At 66.7% G+C, this 5,497-nt stretch carries 7 protein-coding genes; 3 read left to right on the forward strand and 4 right to left on the reverse strand.

Annotated elements, in window-relative coordinates:
- The first annotated feature begins 203 nt into the window (after positions 1-203).
- Entirely contained in the window at positions 204-374 is a 171-nt protein-coding gene (locus LJE61_RS14950) for a hypothetical protein (protein WP_296918870.1), read from the forward strand.
- A gap of 182 nt (positions 375-556) precedes the next feature.
- Here the strand turns inward: LJE61_RS14950 and LJE61_RS14955 are convergent, their stop codons facing one another.
- Positions 557-1,192, reverse strand: coding sequence for an MSMEG_1061 family FMN-dependent PPOX-type flavoprotein (locus tag LJE61_RS14955; protein WP_296918872.1), 636 nt, complete (start codon positions 1,190-1,192; stop codon positions 557-559).
- 1 nt (position 1,193) lies between these two features.
- Complete coding sequence (locus tag LJE61_RS14960) at positions 1,194-1,748, reverse strand: OsmC family protein (protein WP_296918874.1); 555 nt, start codon at positions 1,746-1,748, stop codon at positions 1,194-1,196.
- A gap of 108 nt (positions 1,749-1,856) precedes the next feature.
- Here LJE61_RS14960 and LJE61_RS14965 point away from each other — a divergent pair, with 108 nt between their 5' ends.
- Positions 1,857-2,870 carry a GlxA family transcriptional regulator gene (locus LJE61_RS14965; protein WP_296918875.1) on the forward strand — a complete coding sequence of 338 codons (1,014 nt, stop codon included), beginning with the start codon at positions 1,857-1,859 and terminating at the stop codon, positions 2,868-2,870.
- Between the two features lie 80 nt (positions 2,871-2,950).
- On the opposite strand, the gene LJE61_RS14970 is transcribed toward LJE61_RS14965, so the two are convergent.
- On the reverse strand, positions 2,951-4,246 hold the full coding sequence (locus tag LJE61_RS14970) for an MFS transporter (RefSeq protein ID WP_296918876.1): 1,296 nt from the start codon (positions 4,244-4,246) through the stop codon (positions 2,951-2,953).
- A gap of 142 nt (positions 4,247-4,388) precedes the next feature.
- Between LJE61_RS14970 and LJE61_RS14975 the strand changes: the two genes are divergently transcribed.
- Positions 4,389-4,637: a hypothetical protein gene (locus tag LJE61_RS14975; protein WP_296918878.1), complete on the forward strand. Its 249-nt coding sequence runs from the start codon at positions 4,389-4,391 to the stop codon at positions 4,635-4,637.
- Positions 4,638-5,001: 364 nt separating this feature from the next.
- Here LJE61_RS14975 and LJE61_RS14980 read toward each other — a convergent pair.
- Positions 5,002-5,497: c-type cytochrome (locus LJE61_RS14980; RefSeq protein ID WP_296918879.1), on the reverse strand; the 496-nt coding region annotated here is incomplete at its 5' end.

The following is a 5,497-nucleotide window of genomic DNA, read 5'->3' on the forward strand; positions in this document are numbered from 1 at the left end:
CCCAGGCTCGCGAGCCGCCAGTCCAGGCTCGTGCGCAGTGTCGTCGTCTGAGTCCACATGGTCCTGGCACTGCGCGCTCCTGACGTGGCCTTGCTGCGCTGATCCCGCATTCGCCACCCGGGTGCCGAAGAATGGCACTGACGATCCGCTTACACAGGAAGGGGAGCGCACGCGCGCCCCTCGAACCACATGGAGACGGCCCAATGACCTCCCCACCAGGCTTGCAGTTCGTTGTCCGCCCCGACGGGTCGATTGACGTCTTCGAGGACACCGATCTGGCGGTCACGATTCCCCGCGACACGCTTCCCCTCCTGCTCTTGGATGCCGTCCGGGCCCTGACGCAACCGGTCAATCGAAACGCGCGCGCCGCTTAAGAACCCTCCTCGTCCTCATTCGCGCGGGCCAGCTTGCGAAAGCCTCCAACGCAAACTCCGCGCACGCCGGCGGCCGCTCCGATTTCCGGCCTTCGTCCACATTGAGCAAGCTCCGTCGCGGCGTCGGGCAGCTGCGGCAGGCTGGCGGTCGAGTAGCCTCGTCCGGGGGGCTCCCCTCCGTCTCAGTATAGCCGATCTTCGGCGTCGGTCCGGACGATGCGGTCGATCTCGTCCAAAGGATCGGCGAGGCGACCGTGATGCTTCATGGTCTCGGCGAGGCCCGTCAGGTGTGCCGTGTCAGGCCAGCGGGCCGGTTCCCAGAGATCCGAGCGCATCATGCATTTCGCGCAAGGGAAGAACACGCGTGCGACCCCCACGACGATTGCGAGGTCGGGCGCCCGGCCGTCATGGGCAAGGCTTTTGTTGAGAGCGTCGTCCCGCACGATCCCGCCCCGGCCACTCACGCGCAGGGTCTCGCGCCGCCCGGGTACCAGGAAGATCAGTCCGATCCGGTGGTCCTGCAGCAGGCTCTCCATCGTGTCGGCCCGGTTATTGCCGGGGCGGTCCGGGATCGCAAGCCGGTGTGCGTCGAGCACCCGCACGAACCCCGGCGGATCGCCCTTCGGCGAGACATCCACCGCCCCGGCCGCATCGGTCGAGGCGAGGATGACAAACGGCGCGGCGGCGATTAACCACCGGCACATCCCGTCGACATGGTCGATCACCTTCGCGGCCACGAAGCGCGACGGCGCCTTCCGGATCTCGCGCAACCTGGCCCGGCTGTCGATGATCTCGGCGAAATCCCTCGGGGAGGTCATGTCACCGCTCCCCGGCCGCGGCGAGGCGCGTCTCGACGTGTCGCGCAGTGGTCACCGTGTCGAAGACCGGCGACAGCGCCCGCGTCGCCTCGAGTACCTCCGGCAACCGCTCCGCACCGTCTTCGGCTTCGGCATCGAAGGTCAGGCGGATGTCGGAAATCCCCGGCGCCACCGGCCGAAGCCCGAAGAAGCCGCTGAGATCGATCCGGCCCTCGACCTCGACCTCCAGCCGCGACAGTTCGATCCCGCGTGCTGTCGCCTGCGCCGCGAAGGTGCCCGCCATGCAGGCGCCGAGCGCGGCCAGAAGCGTCTCGATCGCGGTCGGCCCGGTATTCTGGCCGAGCAGTTCCGGCGGGTGATCGCCGCGGAGCGTGAAGTGCCGCGGCATCGCCGTCCCCAGCTGCTCTATGCTTTCGGGCCGCACGTCGAGCCCGAAGCCGCCATCCCAGCGCACGCGGCTCTTCCAGGTCAGAAGCCCGGCCTCGGGCCGCGCCTCGACCTCGTTGACCGCGTCCCTCAGAGCCTCGACCGACCATCCGTTCAGTTCCTTGGGCATGTCCTTTCTCCTTTCCGGTCGTGATGGCTCCAGCCTGCCGGTTGCGGCGGCGCGCCGGAAGGTCCAGACTCGTCCGATCCGGTCCGTATCCGTCAGGGAGGGACCTGAATGCCCAGACCGCTCCATGTCAGCCTCGTCGCGACGGCCGACACGCAACTCGCGCCGCTTGCGGGGCTTTACGAGACGCTCACGGCCTTTCCGATGCTGGCCCAGCTCGAACCGGACATCCCTGCGCAGCCCTTCTGCCTGGACCTCATGGGCGAGGACGCAGGTCCGCTCCGGGGGGCGAGCGGTCTGCCGCTCGGCCCCCTTCGCGCTTGCGACACGGTCGCGCGCACCGACATCGCCATCGTGCCGCTGATGATGGTCGACGGCCCGGACTGGACCCGGGGGCGGACTCCGCGCCTTGTCGACTGGCTCCGCCGCATGCATGGCCGGGGGGCGACCCTCTGCTCGACCTGCACAGGCGTCCTGCTGCTGGCGGAGACAGGGCTGCTGGACGGGGGTGACGCGACGATCCATTGGGCCTTCGCGCCGACCTTCCGGCGCTGTCATCCGCGCGTGGGCCTTAGGCTCGACGACGTGCTGGTGACGGGCGGCCCGCGGCAGGACTTCGTGATGACCGGCGGTGTGGCCTCGTGGCACGACCTGGCACTGCACCTCGTCACGCGGCATGTCGGGGCGGAGGCGGCCGCGGCCCTGGGCCGGCTCCTGATGCTCGAATGGCACGGCGCGGGACAGGCGCCGTTCCGTGGCTTCCTGCCGGCGCGGGCTCACGGAGACGGCGTCGTCCTCGCGCTGCAGGACTGGGCCGCGAAGCATTACATGGTCGCGCGCCCGGTCGCGGAAATGACGGCGCGGACGGGCCTGTCCCCGCGCGCCATGGAGCGACGGTTCACTCGCGCCACCGGTCTTTCGCCGCTTTCCTACGTGCAGGCCCTGAGGATCGAGGAAGCGAAACGCCGGCTGGAACGGTCCGCCCGGCCGGTCGAGGAGATCGCCGCCGAAATCGGCTACGAGAACACCGCCTATTTCCGCCGCCTCTTCAAGCGCCTCACCCGCATGACCCCCGCCGCCTACCGACGTAGGTTCGCAATCGGCAATTTGCGGGCAGGAGCTTAGACGCCTGCGTTCTGGGATCTCTCCCGCGAACTGCCTGTCCCGGGAAGTCGGTCCAGTCTTGCCGGCCCGGTCGCGTCGGATCACCGCAATGGCTCTCGGCTCCGATCCGGCGTCAGGGCGAGCGCGCCAACCGCCGTGATCCCCGCGACGAGCATGTAGATTGCGGGAGCCGTGACGTCGCCGGTCGCCACGATCAGACTCGTGGCGATCATCGGCGTGAGGCCCCCGAAGACGCCGACGCCGATGTTGAAGGCCACAGAGTATCCCGAGAGCCGATCGGATTCCGGAAACATCTCGACGAACAAGGCGGGGCCCGATCCCAGCGGAACTGAGATGAGCGCAAAGGTGAGCGCATGGGTCGACACGACAGACGCCAGGGATCCCTCCGAGGACAGCATCCATGCGTGCAGCGGCCATGCCGCCAGCGCGAGAACGGCGAGCGCGAGACCGATCCAGGTCCGGCGGGGCAGCAGCCGGTCGCCCACGATCGCCGCCAGCGGCATTGCAGGGATCACGAGAACCGTCATCGCCGTGTTGATCGCCAGCGCCGTGCCGCGCTCCATCAGGCCCTGCCCGGACAGCCATTCGGGCAGGTAGACGAACGCGATGTAAAAGCAGGTGCCATAGCCGGCGGCAAAGACCAGTGCCAGCAGGGTTTCCCGGCGGTTGGTCGTGAAGGCCTGCAGCAGCGGCGATGTTTCTTCGCGGCCCTCGTGATGCTGGCGGAACCGCTCGGACATGTGCAGGTTGCGGCGGATCAGGATGGCCGTGCCTCCGAGAAGCGCCCCTCCGAGGAAGGGCAGCCGCCAGGCCCAGTCGGAGAGCGTATCGGGATCGAACAGATTGGTCACGAGCGCCGCTGCGCCGACCCCGAGAAGCGACCCCGCCATCGACCCGATATTGGCCCAGCTTCCCGTCAGCCCGCGTTTGGCCTGCGGGGCGGTTTCCACCAGGTATGTCGCCGAGGACGAAAACTCGCCGCCCACCGACACCCCTTGCAGGAGCCGCACCAAGACAAGCAGAAGAGGCGCGACGATGCCGACCTGGGCAAAGGTCGGCAGGACGCCGAGCAGCAGGGTCGGCAAGGCCATCATCGCCACCGAGATCTGCATGGTGCGGGCCCGCCCGTAGCGGTCGCCGAACCAGCCGAACACCGCCGCCCCCAGCGGCCGCATCAGGAAGCCGGCGGCGAAGATGCCGTAGGTCGCGATCGGCCCCGCCGTCGGATTGTCAGACGGAAAGAAGACCGGTGCGATGACGCCAGCAAGATAGCCGTAAAGGGCGAAATCGTACCATTCCACCACATTGCCGATGAAGCCGGCCATGATCCGGTGCCGCAGTTCGGGCGGACTCGGGGCGCGGAACTCCTCATTCATCGCTCGGTCTCTCCAGATCACTGCCTCCTCCCGGGATAGGCCCTGATCGGGCCGCGAGCAAGAAAGCGGCATCGGCGTCCTCCTCCGCCCCAGGGTTATCTGAGACACCTTTGACGGCTTATTGAGAGCCAAACGGAGGTGGATGATGACGCAGGAGAAGCACGAAGGCGCCCCGGGCGCGGACATGCGGGCGTTGCTGTTCGAGGCGGCGAGTTGCCTGATCCGCCAGGTCAAACGCTTCTCGCCCCTGAAGTCCTGGGCAGTGCGCCTCGCCGGACGGAAAGGGTCCAAGAAGGCCGCGGTCGCCACCGCGCGCAAGCTCGCCGTGATCCTTCTGACGATCTGGAAGGACGGCACGGAGTTCGAATGGACGAAGGAGGCTGCCACCTGATCACCTGAACCCGCCTAAGGAGAAGGGCGGGTCAAACGTCCTCCGGGACGGAGGCCGGTCGATCTCGGAAAAACGGTTGGGACGATCCCGTCGATCCCGCAATCCGACATTGGAGACGGCCAGCCCCCGAACGCCATAGTGAAGCAGGCCCCAGCGCCCGACTTTCGAGAGAACCGTGACCCCGGCGGACCGACGACCCAACGCCCTTGACCGAACGGCCGCGATCAGAGAACCGTTCTTGCGCGCCTCGAACCTCGGGGACCGCAACCCAAGGTTGCAGGCGCGAGCCGCAGCACCTGATCTCCTTCAATCAAATGACAGAGTCAGTTTCAGGGCGCCCGGCAGCGAGCCACCGTGAGGTGACTTACTCGTCTTGTATCGACTCGATGTACTGCACCAAGGCGGTGATCCGTCCATGGACCATAGCTTGCATGTCCACGTCATGCGGTACGGACGCAGCTCGATCCGAGGCAGACTCCCAAAATCGTGGGCCCCATACCGGCATTTCACGGCTACCATGTGGGTTGATCATATTGGTGCCATTAATCACTCGATAGATTTCGTCGGCGGGAAAAGTGCCACTATATTGCTTGGTGATCTGCGTCAGGTCGCTCGGCTTGGTGGTGAGGACTTCTGCCACTGGCCCATCCCCTCTGCCGGTTGGGCCATGGCACGACGCACAATTCGCCATGTACTCGCTCTTGCCGAGCGCAATCTGAGCTGCCTCATCCAATGCCAACGACGAAGTCGCAGACGCAACGAGCAGGCATCCAGCGGAAATCAGCAGCTTCGGATGCGGGCAAGGGTGCGTTCTTGATGTCATGTCTTGTCTCCCGTTGTCGATGAGCGCTATTTCTTCA

This window comes from Thiocapsa sp., from assembly GCF_022340925.1.
GTDB lineage: Bacteria > Pseudomonadota > Gammaproteobacteria > Chromatiales > Chromatiaceae > Thiocapsa.